The 18444-nt window shown below is 69.9% G+C and carries 12 protein-coding genes; 5 read left to right on the plus strand and 7 right to left on the minus strand.

All coding sequences use genetic code 11. The features are described 5' to 3' along the window. Window positions 1–86: 86 nt before the first annotated feature. A complete protein-coding gene (locus tag OM513_RS01350; RefSeq protein ID WP_264942350.1) occupies window positions 87–1514 on the plus strand; it encodes a serine hydrolase domain-containing protein in 1428 nt (475 codons plus the stop codon). A gap of 102 nt (window positions 1515–1616) precedes the next feature. Here the strand turns inward: OM513_RS01350 and OM513_RS01355 are convergent, their stop codons facing one another. The 4 genes from OM513_RS01355 to OM513_RS01370 form a co-directional block, all read right to left on the minus strand. After that, window positions 1617–3776: a TonB-dependent receptor gene (locus OM513_RS01355; RefSeq protein WP_264942351.1), complete on the minus strand. Its 2160-nt coding sequence runs from the start codon at window positions 3774–3776 to the stop codon at window positions 1617–1619. A gap of 150 nt (window positions 3777–3926) precedes the next feature. After that, a complete protein-coding gene (locus OM513_RS01360) occupies window positions 3927–5474 on the minus strand; it encodes a class I adenylate-forming enzyme family protein (protein WP_264942352.1) in 1548 nt (515 codons plus the stop codon). Beyond that, window positions 5471–6757: an MFS transporter gene (locus OM513_RS01365; protein WP_264942353.1), complete on the minus strand. Its 1287-nt coding sequence runs from the start codon at window positions 6755–6757 to the stop codon at window positions 5471–5473. The genes OM513_RS01360 and OM513_RS01365 overlap by 4 nt, the downstream gene beginning before the upstream one ends. After that, window positions 6750–7238, minus strand: a complete 489-nt coding sequence (locus OM513_RS01370) for a MaoC family dehydratase (protein ID WP_264942354.1) — start codon at window positions 7236–7238, stop codon at window positions 6750–6752. Before OM513_RS01370 ends, OM513_RS01365 begins: the two co-directional genes overlap by 8 nt. A 60-nt stretch (window positions 7239–7298) precedes the next feature. On the opposite strand from OM513_RS01370, the gene OM513_RS01375 reads away from it, so the two are divergent. The 3 genes from OM513_RS01375 (at window position 7299) to OM513_RS01385 (ending at window position 11641) form a co-directional block, all read left to right on the plus strand. Further along, the gene (locus tag OM513_RS01375; protein WP_264942355.1) at window positions 7299–8114 is read left to right on the plus strand and encodes a TetR/AcrR family transcriptional regulator; all 816 of its coding nucleotides are present in this window, start codon (window positions 7299–7301) and stop codon (window positions 8112–8114) included. A gap of 106 nt (window positions 8115–8220) precedes the next feature. Continuing rightward, on the plus strand, window positions 8221–10401 hold the full coding sequence (locus tag OM513_RS01380; protein ID WP_264942356.1) for a TonB-dependent receptor: 2181 nt from the start codon (window positions 8221–8223) through the stop codon (window positions 10399–10401). A 40-nt stretch (window positions 10402–10441) separates the two neighbouring features. Continuing rightward, the gene (locus OM513_RS01385) at window positions 10442–11641 is read left to right on the plus strand and encodes a DmpA family aminopeptidase (protein ID WP_264942357.1); all 1200 of its coding nucleotides are present in this window, start codon (window positions 10442–10444) and stop codon (window positions 11639–11641) included. A 108-nt stretch (window positions 11642–11749) separates the two neighbouring features. On the opposite strand, the gene OM513_RS01390 is transcribed toward OM513_RS01385, so the two are convergent. Genes OM513_RS01390 through OM513_RS01400 form a run of 3 tightly spaced genes read right to left on the minus strand, consistent with a single transcriptional unit; the run spans window position 11750 to window position 17270 of the window. After that, entirely contained in the window at window positions 11750–14152 is a 2403-nt protein-coding gene (locus OM513_RS01390; protein WP_264942358.1) for a penicillin acylase family protein, read from the minus strand. After that, window positions 14149–15681 (minus strand): serine hydrolase, encoded by a 1533-nt coding sequence (locus OM513_RS01395; RefSeq protein WP_264942359.1) that lies wholly within the window; start codon window positions 15679–15681, stop codon window positions 14149–14151. Before OM513_RS01395 ends, OM513_RS01390 begins: the two co-directional genes overlap by 4 nt. Further along, window positions 15678–17270, minus strand: a complete 1593-nt coding sequence (locus OM513_RS01400; RefSeq protein WP_264942360.1) for an N-acyl-D-amino-acid deacylase family protein — start codon at window positions 17268–17270, stop codon at window positions 15678–15680. Before OM513_RS01400 ends, OM513_RS01395 begins: the two co-directional genes overlap by 4 nt. An 83-nt stretch (window positions 17271–17353) precedes the next feature. Here OM513_RS01400 and OM513_RS01405 point away from each other — a divergent pair, with 83 nt between their 5' ends. Continuing rightward, complete coding sequence (locus OM513_RS01405; RefSeq protein ID WP_264942361.1) at window positions 17354–18439, plus strand: NAD(P)/FAD-dependent oxidoreductase; 1086 nt, start codon at window positions 17354–17356, stop codon at window positions 18437–18439. The last annotated feature ends 5 nt before the right edge of the window (window positions 18440–18444 follow it).

An 18444-nucleotide genomic window follows, 5' to 3' on the forward strand; every position in this document is an offset into this window, starting at 1 on the left:
GCGCCCCACAAGCAATTTATGACGTTGACGTCAGTTTTATGAAAGCCGCGGCGATTCGCGGCTGTGAGGTGCCTGGAGTGATGCCGATGCCGCGATCCCGTTCCCGTCTGGCCCCAGCCTATCTGGCCAATGCGCTGGCGCTCGCCGCCGTCTCGGCCGCAGCCTGCGCGCCGCTGCCCGTCCCCGGATCGGCCGCCCGGGCGCAGACGCCGGAGGCCCGCGCCGACGCCGCGATCAAGACGGCAATGGCGGAGGGGCCGTTCCCGGGCATCTCGGTCGCGGTCGCGCGCGGCGGGAAGATCATCTATCAGCGCGGCTTCGGCGTGGCCGATCGCGACGGCGGCACCGCGGTGACGCCTGAGACGCGCTTCCCGATCGGATCGATCACCAAGCCCGTCACCTGCCTGGCGGTGCTCCAGCTCGTGGGCAAGGGCCGCGTCGCGCTCGACGCACCCGCCGGCCGCTATCTGCCCGACCTGCCCGAGCCGAGCCGCGGCGTAACCGTGCGCCAGCTCCTCGAACATACGGCTGGTGTACCCAACTATCTGGAGAACCCGGATTTTCCCTATGGAAAGCCCGTAGGATTCACCCGCAAGGACATGCTCGGCTTCTTCGCGGACAAGCCGCTGATGTTCCCCGCGGGCACGCGCTTCAACTATTCGAATTCCGACACCTATCTGCTCGGCTTGATCGCCGAGGCGGCGTCGGGCGACAGCTATGACGGATATGTCGCCGCCAATATCTTCAAGCCGTTCGGGATGACTCATTCGGATTTCGGCGCCAGCTCCGTGCGCGCGTCGGGCTATCTGAGCCGCGGCGGCGCCTATCGCGCGGCCCCCGCCTATGACTGGCTGGTCCCCTTCTCGGCCGGCGCGATCGTATCCACCTCGGGCGATCTGGTACGCTTCTCGCAGGGGCTGTTCGGCGGCAAGACGCCCGCCAAGGTCCGCAACATGGCGCTTTCCGGCGACAAACTGGAGGACGGCAGCGCCAACGCCTATCTCCAGGGCTGCCTGATCGCGGGCGACCTGGACGGGAAGCGCAAATATTCGCACCCGGGATCGATCTACGGCTTTTCCAGCCACCTCGCCTATTATCCCGACGACCGGCTGACGGTGGTGGTGCTGACCAACAGCCAGGGCGAGCGCTATCCGCCGCTCACGCTGGAACATCGCATCGCGCGCATCTTCCTGGGCCTTCCCGAGCCGGACCTGACCGCCACGCCGTTCGATGCGGCCGAAGCGGCGTGGATCGCGGGCGATTACAGGATCACCAACCGCCGCCTGGGCTTCGAGGCGCTGGGCTTCGTCGTCCGCGACGGCGCGCTCCAGCTCAGCTACGGCGGCGCCGCGAGCGGGGCGCCGCTGGTGCCGCTCACCGCGCTGGGCGGTGGCCGCTATGTCTCCACGCTCGATTCCGAGCAGATCTTCGCCTTCACCCGCGCCGCCGACGGCAGCGTGACGCTGACGATGCGCTATTACGACGCCGATTTCCCGATGCGGAAGGCCGGCTGACACAAGAAAGGGGGCGGGAAGGCAACCCTTCCCGCCCCCGATTTCTCCGGTTCCGGCGAAGCCGGGGCGGCCGCTGTACCGCCCCAGCTCCGGGAACCCCGACTAGAAGTCGAAGCTGACCTCCACGCCATAGGTGCGCGGCGCGCCCAGCGTCTGGATCACCTGGCCGGGGACGATCGCGCCGTCGGAACGGTTGATCACATATTCCCGGTCGCCGATGTTGCGCGCCCAGCCATAGATGCCCCAGCCCGCCTTCTCGTCCCGGATGCCCAGCCGCGCGTTGAACAGCGCGACGCTGCCCTGCGAATAGCTGTTGTCCGGTTCGAAGAACACGCGGCTGCGCACCGACATCTCGCCGCGCGCGAACAGTTCCAGCGAGCCGCTCACCGGCGCGACATATTGCGCGGCGAAGCTGCCGCTGTGGCGCGGGGCGAGCGCCAGCACGTTGCCGGTATAATCGGCACCGCCGCTGGTGGCGTTGCGGAAATCGATGAAGTCCGCGTCCAGATAGGTGTAGGTCGCGGTCAGCTCCAGCCCCGGCGCCGGGACCAGCGCCAGCTCCGCCTCCAGGCCCCGGCTGCGCGCGCTTGCGGCGTTCGAGGTGGTGAAGCGCGGCACGCCCGCGACGGTGATGAGCTGGTTCACCTGCAGGTTGGAGTAATCCATCCGGAACACGTCGACCGAGATGCGGCCATTGCCGTCCAGGAAGCCGGCCTTCACGCCGATCTCATAGCTGTCGACATGCTCTGGGGCGTAACGCGCGTCGTTGGTCGGCGAGACCGAGAAGACGTTGAACCCGCCCGACTTGAAGCCGCGCGAATAGCTCGCATAGATCAGCACGTCCTTGCCCGGCTTGTAGTTCAGGCTGGCGGACGGCGAGAAATCGTCCTCCGACCGCTTGAGCGTGCGCTGCGGATAGGTGCCGAGCAGGATGCCGAGCGGATCGCCGGTCTGGCTGTGGACCAGCTTCTTCTTCTCATAGGTATAGCGCAGCCCCGCGGTCAGGCTGAGCTGATCGGTGAAGGCATAGTCGCCGTGGAAGAAGGCGGCATAGCTGTCGGTGGTCACGTCGCCGGTGATCACGCCGTTGACGGGCGCCGGATAGATGCCGAGCGCCGGGCCGACCGTGGACGTCGAAGCGGTGTCGAGCGTCTGGCGGAAATAATAGACACCGGCCATGTAGGTCAGCCCGCCCGCGGTGCCGCCGTAGCGGATCTCCTGCGAAAACTGCTGCTGGTCCTCGTCAATGCCCGAGGAGAGCATGTCTAGCGCGACATAGTCGTTGTCGGCGAAGTTGTGCCAGGTGAAGCCGCGCAGCGCGCTGATCGCGGTCAGCGTTCCGCCGCCCAGCTTCCACCTGATCTCGGCCGACATGCCCCACACGTCGCGGTCCTGCACGGGATCGACGTCCTGCGTCACGGTGCGGTCGGTCGGGCTGGCATCGGCCAGCGGCGATCCGGTGAAGGCGCCGTTCGACAGCACGTCGCTGCTGCCCGAATTGGTCCGGTCGCGGCTCACGTCGCCGCGCAGGATGATGTCCAGATCGGCATTGGGCTGAAAGCGCAGCGTGCCGCGCAGCGCCAGCGAATCCAGGTCGTCCTGCCGCACGCCGGTCGCCAGGTTGGTGACATAGCCGTCGCGCTTGTCCACCGATCCGGCGATCCCGGCCGAGACGCCCTCGGCCAGCGGCCCGCTGATCATCGCGCGCAGGCGCCAGGCGTCATAGTTGCCGTACCCGGCCTCGATCCGCCCGCGCAGCTCCTCGTCGGGCAGGCGCGTCACATAGTTGATCGCCCCCGCGATCGTGTTCTTGCCGTACAGCGCGCCCTGCGGCCCGCGCAGCACCTCGATCCGCTCCAGGTCGAACAGGCTGGCGTTGCCCGGCGTCGCGCGGCCCAGGTACACGCCGTCGACATACAGGCCGACGCTCTGGTCCAGCCCCGGGTTGTTGAGATCGGCCGAAAGCCCGCGGATCGCGATCGATTGGGTGCGCAGCGCGCGCTCCTCCACGAACACGCCGGGGATATAGCCGCCCAGGTCCTCGATCCGCGATACGTCGCGGTCGGCCAGGTTCTCGGCGGTGAAGGCGGTCACGGAAATCGGCGTGTCGAGCAGCCGGGTCTCGCGGCGTTCCGCGGTGACCACGATTTCGCCCGGCGCGACGTCGCCGTCCTCCTGCTGCGCATGGGCCGGCGCCGCCGCGCAAAGCGCGATCCCCGCATATAGCGCCGATCTGGTTCGATTGCCCTTTCTGATCGTCATTATCTTAGCTCCCTGATTGCGAATCTGTTTATGACATCAGTATCAGAAAAGTCGAATCTCTTTGTAACAATGGAGACCGCTCCGGGCAGCTTTTCCGTAGCGTGACGGGACGGGCGCCGCGATCGGGCGGCGCCGCCTCCCGCCCATCTCTCAGGCGCCGGCCGGGGGAAGCGGCGGGAGCGCACGCGCCGCTTCGCGCAGCGCCACCTTGTCCACCTTACCGATGGGCAGCAGCGGCAGCGCGTCACGCAGTTCGATCCGCTTGGGAAGCTTGTAGTTGGCCAGGTGCGCGCGGCAGTGTTCGAGCAGCGCCGCCGCCGTCAGCCCCGGCTCCGCGACGACGAAGGCGACGCCCACTTCGTCCCACAGCGGATCGGGCACGCCCACCACCGCGCTGGCATGGACGAGCGGGTGACCGTCGATCACCGCCTCCACCTCCAGCGGATAGACGTTGTAGCCGCCCGATTTGTACATCTCCTTGATCCGCCCCGCGATCGCGTAGCGGCCGTCCGCCAGCCGGCGGCCGATGTCGCCGGTGCGCAGCCATCCGTCGGCGGTGAAGGCCTGCGCCGTCTCCTCGGGCCGGTTCCAATAGCCGAGCATCGCCAGCGGCGAGCGGAGCTGGATCTCGCCCGCGTCGCCTTCCTGCCCGTCGGGCGCCATCAGCCGCACCTCGGCATGCGCGAAGGGACGCCCCACCGATCGCGCCAGCACTTCGGGATCGGCGCACGGCGGCTCGGCCAGGATCGCGCTGGTCGCCTCGGTCATCCCATAGTTGGTGGCGAGCCGCGGGTGGATCGCGTGCAGCCGCCGGATCAGCGGCTCCGCCATCGGCGCGCCTTCCCACACGATGAGCTGCACCGCCGAAAGATCGAAACCGGCGAAATCGGGCAGGTCGAGCTGCATCTGGAACACGCTGGGCACGCTGGCCCACAGCGTACAGCGCTCGCGCGCCATCAGTGCCAGCGATTCGCGCGGATCGAACTTCTCCATCAACACCACCGTGCCGCCGCCCGCCAGCGCCGGGCAGGTGATGTCCACCACGCTGCCGATGTGGTTGATCGGGAAATAGTTGAGCACGCGCATCGGATCGAGCGGCCACAGCCGGTTCTGCGCCTCCGCGAAGGCGGCGATGCCGGCATGGTGGAGCACCGCGCCCTTCGGCCGTCCAGTCGATCCGGAGGTGTAGACGATCATGCACGGCTCGCGGCCCACCGGCGGGCGGCTCTCCAGCGGCGCGATCTGCGTGGCTTCACCCGCGGCCAGGAACGCGGGCTGGGTATCGGCGGTGACGATCGTCATCGCCGGATGGTCCTGCGCGATCGCCGTCAGCTCGGCCGCATAGCCGCGCCCGTCGATCTCGGTACGCGCGAACATCAGCCGCGGCGTGCAGTCGCCGAGGACGTAGCGCAGCTCCTCCAGCTTGTAGCGCGGGTTGAGCCCGACCCAGATCGCGCCGACCGCGCTCGCCGCCAGCAGCGTGACGACGAACTCGGGGGAAGGCGGCGCCAGGCAGGCGATCCGGTCGCCCGGCCGCACCCCAGCGGCGATCATCGCCCGCGCATGCCGCGCGACGTCATCGGCAAGCCCGGCATAGCTGATCCGCCGTTCGCCATGCACCAGCGCCGCACGCCCGGGATCGCGCGCCGCCCAGCGGGCGACGGTGGTGGCCAGCGGCTCGGCGGTAAAGCCGCTCATGCCCGGCGCGCCCAGGCGAGAAGCAGCAGGCTCATCAGCATGCACGCCAGCGGGCTGAGCGCGATCAGCCAGCGCAGCGCGTCGAGCGCCGCGGGCGACTGGCCCTGCGCCGCCGCCACGAACCCGCCGATCTGGAGCCCGAACCCGGCAAGCGCCGCGCCGATCGCCAGGCCGCTCTTCTCCCCCGCCGTCCAGATTCCGGTGAACAGCCCCTCGCTGGAATGCGGCAGCGCGTGGATCACATGCGCCGCCTGGGCGAAAGCGGCGACCTGGATGCCCGCAAAGGGCACGCCCAGCGCGGCGAAGGCCGGCAGCATCATCGCGGGCGACGGCGCCGAAAGCGAAAGCGCCACCACCCCGAACAGCAGCGCGGACAGCGCGAGCATCGCCCCCGCCCCCCAGCGGCGGATCGCCCACATCCAAGCGGGAACGGTGACGATGGTCGCCAGGAACATCGCGCCCAGCGCGCTGCCGGTCTCGCCCTCCGCAAGCCGCGCGAGATGGACCACCCAATAGGGGGTCAGCGCGGTCACCGCGCCGACGCCGACGAGCTGGAGCAGATAGGCGCCGGTCAGCGCCCAGAAGCGCCCGGCGCCGCGAAACAGGTTCGCGCCGGCCCCGGCGGCCGCAGGCGCCTGCTCCGCCTTCGCCACGCGCGCGGCAAAGCGCGAGGGCGTGGCCAGGAAGCAGCTCAGCAGCGCCAGCCCGCACAGGACCGCGATCACCGCAGCCATCACCGTGAAGCCATGCCGCCCGCCTCCCGCCGCGGCGACGATCGCCGGGCCGGCCGCTGCGCCTGCGAACACGCCGATCATCGCGAAGCCGATGCGCCAGCCGGTGATCCGCTCGCGCACCGCCGGATCGGCGCTCGCCTCCGCCGGAACCGCGACGAAGGGAACCGCGAAGATCGAATAGACGCTGGTCATCAGCAGATAAAGCAGCGTCACCGGCACGAAGGCCGCGGCCCCCGCCGGATAGGGCCAGCAGAACAGCAGCACGAAGATCAAGGGCACGCCGATCGCGCCCGCCAGGATGAACGGCCGGCGCCGCCCGATCCGCGTATCGATCCGGTCCGACCAGACGCCGACCAGCGGATCCCAGACGATCGACCACAGCTTGGGCAGCAGCACCACCAGCGCCGCCAGCCCCGGCGGCATGGCCAGCACCTCGGTGCAGAAATAGAGCAGCAGCGCCGCCGGAACGGTAGTGAGCACGCCGGTGCCGAAGCCGCCCAGCGCATAAAAGGCCAGCCGCCGCCCGGCGAGCGCGCCCGCCTCAGCCATGGCTGGGGGGCACCCATACCGCGAGCCAGGTGCCGGCCAGCGCGGGGCGTTCCTCGCCCTCGATCTCGATCTCCACGGCGATGGCCAGGCGCGTGCGGCCGGCGCGGTCGCGCGTGCGATCGGCCAGGCGGAACTTGCCGCGCACCCGCGAATCGACCGGAACCGGCGTGATCAGCCGCATCCGGTTGAACCCGAAGTTGAGGAAATATCCGGTGCGCTCCGGATCGCGCGCGGGGCCGTCGTTCATCGCGCTGTGGAGCATGTGCGTGAGCAGCGACATGGTGAGGAAGCCATAGGCGACCGTCTTGCCGAACGGCCCCTTCTCCGCCGCCCATTGCGGATCGGCATGCATCGGATCGTCGTCCAGCGTCGCATGGCTGAAGTGATCGATCATCGCCTGGGTAACCACCACCCATTCGGAATTGCCCAGCTCGTCGCCCGGCTCCGCCTCCACGATTGCTCTTTTGTCCTGAACGTCCATAGTAGCCCCTGCTGAATTCAAAATCTGATATCAGTATCAGTTTTTAAGCGCAAGGTTTGCATGGCGATGGCGAGGGCCCAGAAAAAGATCAGCGATTCCGCAAAGATGGCGGTGCCGGTGCGGGAGGTGAACAGCTTTGTCCGCTATGCCGACTATCTCGAATATATGATCGAGGTGGCGCCGAAGCGGACCAAGGGCGAGCGCACCAAGGACATGCTGAAGTTCGGCGCGATCAAGGTGCTGGACGAGGTCGGCTATCACGCGATGCGCGTTTCCGACATCTGCGAGGCGGCCGGAGTCGCCGCCGCGACCTTCTATCTCTATTTCGAGAACAAGGAGCAGGTTACGCGCGTCGTGCTGGCGGAATATCTGGACGCCGCGATGAAGATGATGGCCGTCCGCCCGGAGGGCAAGGGCGCCTTCGCCGCGATCCGCGCGTCGCACCTGAAGTGGATCGAGGTGATGTACGCCAACGCCGGGCTGATGCGCTGCATCCTCCAGCTCGGCGACGAGGTGGAGGATTTCCGCGATCTCGCCCATGCCGCGAACAAGGCGTGGTATGAGCGCATCGCCCAGTCGGTAATCCGCGATCATCCGGCGGGCGTCGCGCCGCGCGATGTCGTGCTGCTGTCCGCCTATGCGCTGGGCGGGATGATGGACGAACTGGCGCGCAAGCTGGTGATCCATCCCGATCCGGCACTGGTCGAACTGAAGGGCCGGGTGGCCCCCGCCAATGCCGATCTCGCCGATTTCCTGGCCGTGCTTTGGTACCAGGCGCTCTATGGCCGCGTGCCGGAAGGCGGACAGATCGGCGCCGCCGCCGCGTCGCTTTCGGCGCTGCTGCCGCAGGCGAACAGCGGCACGCCGCCCCGATAAGTCAACAAAACCAGCCTCTTCGACTCACCCGCGAGAGCGCGTTGACAGTCAGGCTTACAAATATGATACTGGCGTCATATTTATGTTTTCAATTGGGGGGCATAGAATGACACGCTCTAGGGTCGCGGCGCTTGCGGGTTCGGTTTCGCTGCTGGTGATGCTCGGTGCCACACCGGCACGGGCACAGGATACGAGTACCGATACCGAAGCGGCATCCGCGGACAGCGACGAGATCGTGGTGACCGCCACGCGCCGCGCCGAATCGGTGCAGGACGTCCCGCTCAGCATCACCGCGCTCTCCGGCGAAACGCTGGAGACCCAGGGCATCACCGATTTCCGCGATTATGCCGCGCACATCCCCAACCTGGCGTTCGGCTATACCCAGAGCCTGGGCGGAACGGCGCAGAGCGTCACGCTGCGCGGCGTCTTCGGATCGGGCACGACCGGATTCTACCTCGACGATGCGCCGCTGCCCGGCAGCATCGATCCCCGCGTGCTGGACCTGGAACGGATCGAGGTGCTGCGCGGGCCGCAGGGTACGCTCTATGGCGCGCGATCGATGGGCGGCACCATCCGCCTGATCACGCGCCGCCCGGATGCGGGCGCCACCACCGCCGCGATCGCCGCCCAGGTCTCCACCACGCGCCACGGCGGCGAGAACGGATCGGCCGACGCCGCGATCAACGTGCCGATCGTCGCGGACGTCCTCGCGATCCGCGCGTCGGGCTATTACGAGGCCACCTCCGGCATCTACGATCGCGTCGCTTCCCCGGCCGCGCCGGCGAACTTCGGCACTGTCCGCAATGTCGACAGCGCGCATCGCTATGGCGGCACGATCGCGCTGGGCGCCGAGTTCGGCGGGCTCACCATCACCCCGCGCTACATGTTCCAGCGCGGCACCACCGACGGCCGCGCGCTGGCGGACGTCAACGCCGGCAACTTCGTCCAGCCGCGCCTGTTCGACATCGCCGAGCCGGGCAGCGACGATTGGGACCTGGGCACGCTGACCATCGATTATGACACCGGCAAGGGGCACATCACCTCCGCCACATCGGTGTTCGGGCGCACCGTGCATGAGAGCGAGGATTTCTCCGAAATCGCCCAGCTCCTGTTCGGCACCCCGGCGATTCCCGCGATCATGCGCGCGCACAGCCGGTCCGAAAGCACCGCGCAGGAGCTGCGCTTCGCGTCCGATCTGGGCGGCGCCGTGAACCTTACCGCGGGCCTTTTCTATCAGGAGAGCAGCGACCGGCTGGTGTTCCCGCCCACCCCGCTGCCGGGCATCGTGCCGGACGTCTACAGCCAGGATTTCCTTACCAAGAAGACCGAATATGCCGCCTTCGGCGAGGTGACGGTCAGCCCCGTCGCGAACCTGCGCCTGATCGCCGGCGCGCGCGTGTTCGACAACAAGGTGACCTTCACCGGCGCGCAGGACGGCGTTGCCGTCACCCCGGCCAGCTTCGCGGGCACGCAGAAGGAGAACGGCGTCAACCCGCGCTTCGCCGCGCAATATGACGTCGGCGGCGATGCGATGCTGTATGTCAGCGCGGCGAAGGGCTTCCGCACTGGCGGCGTCAACGCCTTTTCCGCGTCGCTGTGCGCCGGATCGCTCGCGGCGGTGGGCCTGACGCCCGCCGACGCACTCTCCTACCAGTCCGATTCGCTGTGGAGCTATGAGGCGGGCGCCAAGACCCGCTGGCTGGACCGCAAGCTGACGCTGAACGGCGCGCTGTTCCGCATCGATTGGAACAATGTGCAGCAGGGCATCTCGCTCGCCTGCGGCTTCGGCGTGCTGGTGAACGGCGGCAAGGCGCGCAGCAAGGGCGGCGAGATCGAAGGATCGCTCGCCGCGACCGACTGGCTGAACCTCAATTTCGGCGCGGGCTACACCGACGCGCGCATCACCGATGGCGGCGGCAACCCCGCCTTTCCCAACGGCGCGCGCATCCAGCAGGTACCCGAATGGACCCTCAACGCCGGGTTCGACATCGAGGCGAACCCCGGTGTGCCGCTGACCCTCCACGCCGACTACAACTATGTCGGCCAGAGCTTCAGCCGCTCCAACGCCCCGGCGACGCGGCGGGTGCGCCCGGCCTATGAGCTGGTGAACCTGCGCGCGACGGTGCATCTTGAGCAGCTCGACCTCAGCCTGTTCGCGGACAATCTGTTCGACGAGGCAGCGAACCTCTCCGACCTGCCGTCGCTGGCCATCGAATTGCCCGGCCGTCCGCGCATCGTTTCCAGCCGGCCGCGCACGATCGGCCTGGAGGGGCGCATCCGCTTCTGATGCGCACGGGGCCAGGGAGCCAGAGGAGGATTTGAAGGCGATGCTGTTCCGTTTGTTGTCGGGCGCGCTGATCGCGCTCACCATGGCCCTGGCCCCCTGCGCCGCCGCGCAGGATCGCGCCCGCGATCTGGGCATCCCGTTCGAAGGGACGCCCGGGCCTAACAACGCGATCACCGACGTTCCGGGAGTTGAGGTGGGGCAGACCACCGTCGTCTCGGGCGATGGCGCGCTCGATCCGGGCAAGGGGCCGGCGCGCACCGGCGTCACCATCATCCATCCGCTGGGCAAGGCGAGCTTCGATGCCGTCGCCGCGGGCCGCGCCGTGATCAACGGCACCGGCGAATGGACCGGCATGCACCTGGTGGACGAAACCGGGCTGTTCTTCGGCCCCGTGGCGCTCACCGGTTCGGGCAATGTCGGGCTGGTGCATCAGGCGCTGATGGATTGGTCGCTTGTCCATGTGCCCGCGCCCTTGCTCACCACGCGCGTGCTGCCGGTGGTGGCGGAGACGCTCGACAGCCGGCTCAACGACGTGTTCGGCCATCCGCTGACCCGCGACCAGGTGTTCGCCGCGATCGACGGCGCGAAGGGCGGCCCGGTGGCCGAGGGCAATGTGGGCGGCGGCACCGGCATGATCGCCTATACCTTCAAGGGCGGGATCGGCACCGCCTCGCGCGTCGTGGAGGTGAACGGCAAGCGCTACACCGTGGGGGTGCTGGTGCAGGCCAACCACGGCAATCGCGACGACCTGCGCATCGCCGGCATCCCGGTGGGCGCGGAGATCAAGGGCAATTGGCCGGAGGTGAACGGCATCGCCGCGCTTGGCCCCGATGCGGGCAAGCCCCAGGACAAGAATTCGCTGCTGATCGTCATCGCGACGGACGCGCCGCTGATGCCGCACCAGCTTGAGCGGATGGCGCGGCGCGCGGCGCTGGGCGTGGGCCGCAACGGCAGCACCGCCAGCGCGCTTTCGGGCGAAATGGCGCTGGCCTTCTCCACCACCAACGTCTCGCCCGCGGGCGGCGCGCCGCGCGTCGCCGGCCTGATCGGCGACACCGATTCGGATACGCTCAACCCGCTGTTCGCGGCGGTGGTGCAGGCGACCGAGGAGGCGCTGGTCAACCAGCTCGTCGCGTCGCAGACGATGACCGGGGCGAACAACATCAAGGTGTTCGGCCTGCCGCACGATCAGCTCGTCCGCATCCTTGCGGCGCACGGCCGGCTGATCCGCAAGCGCTGACACTGTCCCCGCCCGAAAGGGCTGCCCGGCCCCGGTCTCGCCTTCCGCAGGGGCAGAGGCCGGGGCCGTTTTCGTTGTTCGTCCCGGCGGCCGCGGCGCCGGAAGTCCCTAGCGCCGGGGATCGATGATCATATTGCCCACGCCCTCTGCGCGCAGCGTCGCGGCATCGCCGGTAAGCGTGAAATATCCGCCCTGGCTCCAGCGCCCCGCAAGATGGCCGAACCAGGGCGACAGCGGGTTGCCCGAAACGCCCGGCGCGATCATGAACAGACTCTTCTCGGGCGCCCCCAGATCGATGATCTGGCGATAGCGCGGGCCATAGACGTCGCTCCAGGGATCGTCGCTCCACAGCGCGCCCTGCCCCGCGTTCACGGTCACCGCATCGCCGCCTGCGGGCACCCGGATCGCCACCAGCCCGGCGATCAGCGGCACATGCGCGAAAATCTCATGATCGAAGCGCGCCTGATGGAGCCTGCCCCAGCGCCAGGATTCCATCGTGCCGCCGATCTGCTTGTTCAGCCCGTCAACCGCCTCGTCCAGCGCCTGCGCCGCAAGCGCGCGGCAATCGCCGCACCACGGGCTTCCGGGGCGCAGCAGCCGTTTGAACCGCGGCCGGTTCTCCGCCAGCCAGCTCTGGGCGAGCGGGCCGAGCGCGGGGCCGATCAGCCGAAGCCCCATCGCGCGCTGCCACGCCGCCCAGATCAGCGGCTCGGGCCGGTCGGGCGCCATCGCCCCATCCCATTTCAGCAGCATCGCCCGCGCCTGCTGCCCGCCTGGGGTGGCGGGCCGGGACGCCTCCAGCACGGGGCGCAGCGCGGCAACCTCGGCCGAGACGATGTCGGTCTGCAGGCGCTTCACGCTTTCCAGGTTGGCGCGCGGCATCGCCGCCAGCCGCGCCGTGATCCGCGCCGCACGCCACCCGGGCTCGAACGCCGCGCTGTCGATCGCGCCACCCTGCCCCGAAACCAGCCGGTTGTTGCCGTTGGCGGCATATCCGGCCGCGGGATCGCGCACGAAGGGCCATTGCGCGGGCTCAAGGAACCCCTTCCAATCGAAGCGCGCGTCCCATCCCGGCGCGGGCAGGAAGCCGTCGCCGCCCCGCACCGGCAGGTGGCCGGCGGAGAGCATCCCGATCGTCCCATCGCGCGCGGCGAAGGCGAAGTTGTGCTGCAGCCCGAAATCGCGCGCCGCCGCCTGGAACCCGTTCCAGTCGCGCGCCTCGGCCATGCCCAGGAACGCCTTCACCAGCGGATTGCCGCCCGGGAAATCGAGCCCCGCGAGCGCGATCACATGCCCGCCGCCGATCTGTTCCTTCAGCAACTGGGCGGCGTCCGCGTCGATATCGGAGATGACGATGCCGTGCCGCGTATAGCGCAGCGTGACCTGCCGCGCCGCGGCGCCCTTCACGGGGATCGTCACCCGCCGCGTGGCGAAGGGACGCGGCCCATCGGGCGTGAGGTAGCGATTGGCGTCGGCGGGATCGAGCCGCTCGACGAACAGGTCGGCCTGGTCGGCCATCATGTCGGTGACGCCCCAGGCGATGTCGCGGTTGCGGCCCGATGCGATCGCCGGCGATCCCGGCCGCGACGCGCCGACGATCTCGGACCCGGGCCACACCAGCCGCGCCGGATAATAATCCGCCGGCGCGCCGAGCGGCCCGTGCGGATCATTCGCCAGCATCGGCGATCCGCCGGCGGTGCGGCTGCCCGCGATCGCCCAACTGTTCGACGCGGGGCTGGCCCGGCCGAACGGCAGATCGGGGATGGCCGATGCCGCCTTGCCGCGCAGCGCCACCGCGCCGCAACTATCCGCGGGTTTCGCGTCCTGCGCGGCGGCGCCGGGATAGGTCACCGGCCCCGGCTCGTCCGCGCGGGCGTAAAGATCGCGCAGCCGGGCGCAGTCGATCCGCGTAGCGATGCGCGCGCGCAGCAACTCCTCGCGCCAATCGCCGAAGCCCAGCGCGGCGAGCCCGCCCAGCCGGTTCACATCCGCCTCGCTCCAATGCCCCGGCACCAGGCCCAGCAGCAGGAATTCGGGCGGCAGCGGCCCGCTCCGCGCGTCGATCGCAGCGTTGATCCCGGCCACATAGGCGCGGATCGCCGCGCGCGTCGCGGGATCGTTGCGAGCGTCGGTCTCGCGCGCCACCCGGTCCAGGTCCAGCGCGGCGACCAGTTGGTCGGTCGCCAGCCCGTCCTCGCCCACCGCCTCGGCGATGCGCGCCTGCCCGGCGCGGCGTGTCATCTCGAGCTGCCACAGCCGGTCCTGCGCATGGACCCAGCCGAGTCCGTAGAAGGCGTCCTCGCGATTGCTCGCGAAGATGTGCGGGACTGCCTGGGCGTCGCGCACGATCTCGATCCGCGCCTTCAGCCCGGGTGCGGAGAGCGTGCCCGAATAGGCGGGCAGCGAACCGCGCAGCCACAGATAGCCGCCCGCCAGCCCCAGCCCGGTCAGCGCCACCGTGCCCGCGGCGGCATAGAGCGCGATCCGCGCGGCTTTCTTCAGGCGGCTCATTGCTCGCGCTCCAGGATATGGCCGTCGAGGGACAGGCCGGTGATGCGCCCGTCGGGTCCGGCGCGGAATTCGAGGAGGGCCTGGCGCGGCGCGGGCCACGACCGGCGCGGCATCACCGCGAACCAGTCGCCCTTCCAGGGCGCCAGGTCGAAGGTTTCGCGGCCGATCGTCAGCGTCAGCGCGCCGCCCTCCGCAGCCACCAGCGCCGCGCCGATCGGCCCGCCGTCGCCATAGCGCCCGGCATAGGCGCCTCCCTGCCGCGGCGGGGCCGTGGCGGCACGCGCGCCGGAAAGTGCCGCCTCCCGCGCGTCGATCGCGGCGATGGCCTTGCGCTGCCGCTCCAGGAAGGCGCTGCTCCATCCCGCGGGAGGACGCCCCTGCACGCGATCGATCAGGTCGAGGAACAGTGCGCGCGGAAGGCCCGCATAGGGGCTGTTGCCCAGCGCGGCGAAGCCCAGCCCCAGCTCGGGCACGATCGCGGTGAAGCAGCGGAACCCGTCCTGGCTGCCGTGGTGATAGAGCACTGCCGTGCCGCGATAGCGCATCAGGAACCAGCCGAGCCCATAGGCCTCGTCGCTCACGCCCGCGACGTCGCGGAAGGGCGAATCGTTGAACGGGCCGCGCAGCGGGATCTGCGCCTGCCGCGTCTCGGCCAGGATCGCGTCGTCCAGCGCGGGGGCGCCCGGCCTGCGCTCGCCGAGCAGGAAGGCCAGCCAGGCCGCCAGATCGCGCACGCTGCTGTTCATCCCCGCGGCGGGCAGCGCGATATCGTCCTCGAACCGCCATTCGATCGGCACCAGCGCGCCACCCACGAACTGATAGGGAGTGGCGGCATCGGCCATGGTGCGCGCGATGCGATAGTCCGCGCCGGTATCCGCCAGCCCCAGCGGGCGCCACAGCTCACGCGCGGCGAATTCCTCCCAGCTTGCCGCGCCGCCCGCCGCCGCCACCGCCTCGCCCGCGACGGTGAACATGTCCGACGAATAGGCGTAGTTGGCGCGAAACGGATGCAGCGGCTCCGATCGCGCGACCGTCTCCAGATAGCTCCGGCGGCTGGTTGCAGCGGTGCGGATCGCCTCGCTGCGCAGGCCGGAACGGTTCGCGAGCAGGTCGCGCATCGTCAGCTCGCGCGTGACCCAGGGATCGCGCGCCTGAAACCAGGGGAGCAGCGCCGATACGCGCGTCTCCCAATCCAGCCTGCCCCGCGCGACGAGCAACGCCACGCTGGCGGCGGCAAAGGTCTTGCTGCACGATCCGATGCCGAAGACGGTGGCGGGATCGACCGGCTCGCCTGTCTCGCGGCTGCGCACGCCATAGCCGCGCAGCCAGGGCGCCGCCCCCTTGCGCACCACCGCCAGCGCCAGCCCCGGCTGCCCCCATTGCACCATTGCCGCGCGCGCGCCGCGATCGAGCGCGGCGAAATCGGCCTGCGATTGGGCGCGGGCAGGAACGGCGAGCAGCCCGGGCAGCGCCAGCGCCGCAAGCACCCGCGCCGCCGTGCGCCGCCATCCGGCGATCCGCCGGGTCACGGCGCGAGCGGCTGGCGCCGGACGAAACGGCCCGGCGTGGCGCCGGTCGGCTTGCCCCGGTCGAACGCAACCACGCCGTTCACCAGCACGGTGACCACGCCCGTCGCCTGGGCCGAAGGCTCCAGATAGGTCGCCCGGGCATCGATGGTGGCGGGATCGAAGATCACGATGTCCGCCGCCTTGCCCGGGGCGATGCGGCCGCGATCGGCCAGCCCCAGATGGTCCGCGGGCAGCGACGTCATCTTGCGGATCGCCTCTTCCAGCGGGAACAGGCGCAGGTCGCGGCTGTAATGCCCCAGCACCCGCGCGAAGCTGCCCCAGGATCGCGGATGCGCCTTGCCCGCGGCCAGCGTGGCGGCATCGGCGTAGAAGCCATCGCTGGAGATCATCACCCAAGGCTTCACGATCAGCGTGCGGATATCGTCCTCGTCGATACTGCCCAGCGTCAGCCGGACGTCCCGGTATCCGGTCGCCAGCCGCGCCAGCGCGTCGAACGGCGCCACGCCCCATTCGCGCGCCAGCAGCTCCAGGTTGCGGTCCACCAGCGCGGGGGCGCCCGGCGCGTCCACGATCCGCATCGATCCGTATCCGACCGCCTTAACCCAGGAGAAGCCGCCCGCGCCGCCCTCCGTCGCCGCGCGCATCGCCTCTCGCTGGGCCGGATCGGCCAGCGCCGCGGCCAGCGCGTCCGCCGCCGGAACCTTGCCGTCGGCCGTCAGGAACAGCTCGCGGGCATAGCGCAGCGTGGCGCCGTCATAGGGATATTGATCGGCCACCACCGCGACGCCGTCCGCCTGCGCGCCTTCCACCATCGCGATCACGTCGCCGATGCGGCCCTTGTTGATCAGCCCCACCGCCTTCAGGTGCGCCAGCTTCACCGGCACGCCGGTCGCGCGGCCCAGGCGCACCGCCTCGCTTTCGGATTCCAGCATCCGGAACCCCGGATCGCGCGTGTGCGAATCATAGCTGCCGCCGAACGGGATCACCGCGCGCGCCAGCGCCTGCACCTCCGCCTCCGTGGCGAACATGCCGGGATCATACATCAGTCCGGTGGAAAACCCGACGCAGCCCATCGCCATGCCGTCGCGCACCTGCGCCGCCATCGCCACCACCTCGGCGTCGGTGGCCGCGCGCCGCTGGCCAGGCATCACCGCGCTCCGGATACCATTATGGCCGACATAACAGGCATAGTTCGGGCCAGAGCCGCGCCGCTCCAGCTCGCCGATCAGCCAGCGCATCTGCGTCGGCGAAAGCTCGCCGTCCGGGCTGGCCAGGATCGTGGTCACGCCCTGCGACAGATCCTGCACGTCCAGCATCGCCCCGGTCATCTGCGGCAGCGATTCGGGCACGTGGCTGTGCGGATCGATGAAGCCCGGCGCCACCGCCAGCCCGCGCGCGTCGATCGTGGCACCGCCGTTCAGCCGGGCGCGGGGGTCGGCCACCCGCGCGATCCGGCCGTCCTTCACCGCCACGGTCGCCGCGCGACCCGGCGCGCCCGTGCCGTCGTAGACGGTGCCGTTGCGGATCACTAGGTCGTAGCGCGTGCCGGCCGCACAGCCGCCCGCCGAAAGGGCGGCAAGGCACAGCATCGCCGCGCGCATTAAAGATGACACTGACATCAGTTTTATGTACGAGCCGTGCCGGGCGAAGGCAAGCAGGGAGTGCGCAAGGGGTGCCAGGGTTCGACTTCATCGTTATCGGCGCGGGAATCGCGGGGCTGGCGGCGGCGGCTTCGCTGTCGCGCCATGGCCGCGTCGCGCTGGTCGAGCAGGAGGAGCACCCCTGCTATCATTCCAGCGGCCGATCGGCGGCGATCTTCGTGCGCAGCTATGGCAGCGGCGCGGTCCAGGCGATCACCACCCGTGCCGCCGCGCTGTTCGCCGAGGCGAGGGAGACGGGGCTGTTCGACGCGCTGGGCACCGCGCGCGGCGTGATGATCGTGACTCCCGCAGGCTCGGCCGAGTCGGGCGAGGCGCCGTTCCGCGAGCGGCTGACCGCCGAAGAGGCGGCACGGCTCAACCCGATCCTGCGCGCCGACCGGCTGGATCACGGCTGGTGGGAGCCCGGCGCCAGCGACATCGACGTGCACGCGATGCAGACCGGCTATCTGAAGCTGCTGCGCGCCAACGGCGGCACCTTGATCGCCGCGTCGCCCGTGCGCGGGGCGGAGTTTCGCGCCGGACTATGGCATGTCGCGGCGGGCGGCGAGAGCCTATCCGCGCCAGTGGCCGTCAACGCATCGGGCGGCTGGGCGGACCCGGTGGCGGCGCTGTTCGGCGCGCGTCCGCTGGGCGTCTTGCCCAAGCGGCGATCGGCGATGCTGATCGATCCGCCCGCGGGGATCGACATCGCCGGCCTGCCGATGGTGGTCGATGCGGACGAGACGCTGTTCTTCAAGCCCGACGCGGGCCGCCTGATGCTCTCCCCGGCGGACGCTACCCCGGTCGAGCCGCACGATTGCTGGCCGGAGGATATCGACCTCGCGATCGCGGCCGACCGCTATGAGAAGCTCACCGGCCATCCGGTCATGCGGATGCACGGAAGCTGGGCGGGCCTGCGCAGCTTCGTCCCAGACGAAAACCCGCTGATCGGCGCCGATCCGGCGGTGCCCGGTTTCTACTGGCTCGCCGCGCTGGGCGGCTTCGGGGTCCAGACCGCGCCAGCGCTCGGCGCGATGCTGGCCGAGGCGGTCACCGGCGCTGCAACCTCGGACCCGGCCCTGCTCGCCGCCGTCAGCCCGGCGCGCATCGCCGCCTAAACCCG

This window comes from Sphingomonas canadensis, from assembly GCF_026013525.1.
Taxonomy (GTDB): domain Bacteria; phylum Pseudomonadota; class Alphaproteobacteria; order Sphingomonadales; family Sphingomonadaceae; genus Sphingomonas; species Sphingomonas canadensis.